Below are 1,230 nucleotides of genomic sequence, written 5' to 3' on the forward strand. Positions count from 1 at the left end.
TGGACTGACCCCACGACAGTAGACAAATTCTGTCCTCACGATGAGGCCTGTTCGAAGGCCTCCGGACTGACGCCGCCGAGGTGACTGTGGCGCCGGGCCCGGTTGTAGAACACTTCAATGTAATCGAAGATATCCGCCCGGGCCAGATCCCGGGTTTTGTATATTCTCTTCCTGATGCGTTCTTTTTTCAGTGAACTGAAGAACGATTCGGCCACCGCATTATCCCAGCAGTTGCCACGCCGGCTCATGCTCGGTGCCAGGTTATTGGCCCGGCAGAAGCGCTGCCAGTCGTCACTGCCGTACTGACTACCTTGATCGCTATGTACGATGACCTCGCCGTCTGGTTTTCGGCGCCAGACCGCCATCATCAGCGCGTCGAGCGCCAGTTCGCGTGAGAGAGTGGGTTTCATCGACCAGCCGACCACATTACGGGCGAAGAGATCGATAACCACCGCCAGATACAGCCAGCCCTGCCAGGTGCGGATATAAGTAATATCGGTGACCCAGACCTGGTTGGCCCGGACAACGGTGAACTGCCGCTGCACGCGATTAGGAGCAACGACTGAAGGCCTGCCAGCGATACGACGTGGAGCTTTATAGCCGCGCACAGCTTTAATCCGGTTCAGTTGCATGATCCGACCCACCCGGTTTTTACCGCAGGTTTCCCCGATTTCGTTCAGATCGCCATGAACCCGCCGATAACCGTATACGCCTCCGCTCAGGGAATATGAGTCGCGGATAAGCATCAGCAGGCGCTGGTTATCTTTATCACGCGCCGAGACAGGGTTATGCAGCCACGCATAGAACCCGGCCCGGGCGACATTCAGTACCCGACACATCGTCATCACACCCCATACAGTGCGGTGCTCATTGATAAAGCGGTACTTCAGTCGGGCTCCCTTGCAAAGTACCGCGCGGCCTTTTTCAGGATATCCCGTTCTTCTTCGGTGCGTTTTAGCTGCGCCCGGAGTTTCAGGATCTCGCTTTTAGCTTCCAGTAAATCCCGGGCATGCTGCTCGCTGTTATCAGGTTTGATAGCCCGTAGCCACTTGTAGAGGCTGTGTGCAGAAACGCCCAGACGGTCAGATACTTCAGCGACGGAATAACCGCGTTCCGTTATCTGACGGACGGCTTCTTCCTTAAATTCAGGTGTAAATCGTGGTGTGCCCATACGCTCCTCCTATGCTCAAACTATAGGGCAGGATCGTCTACCGGGGCGGGGGCAGTCCA

The 1,230-nt window shown here is 56.2% G+C and carries 1 protein-coding gene; it reads right to left on the reverse strand.

Annotation, left to right across the window (positions count from 1 at the left end; translation table 11 throughout):
- Nucleotides 1–35: 35 nt before the first annotated feature.
- Nucleotides 36–1,171 (reverse strand): IS3 family transposase gene (locus SC206_RS05525; protein ID WP_332734989.1). Its coding sequence is split into 2 segments (ribosomal slippage): nucleotides 36–925 and nucleotides 925–1,171, totalling 1,137 coding nucleotides; the frame shifts between segments, so codons are not numbered across the junction.
- Between the last annotated feature and the right edge of the window lie 59 nt (nucleotides 1,172–1,230).

The sequence above is a fragment of the Rouxiella sp. T17 genome, assembly GCF_036663475.1.
In the GTDB taxonomy this organism is placed as follows: Bacteria; Pseudomonadota; Gammaproteobacteria; order Enterobacterales; family Enterobacteriaceae; genus Rouxiella.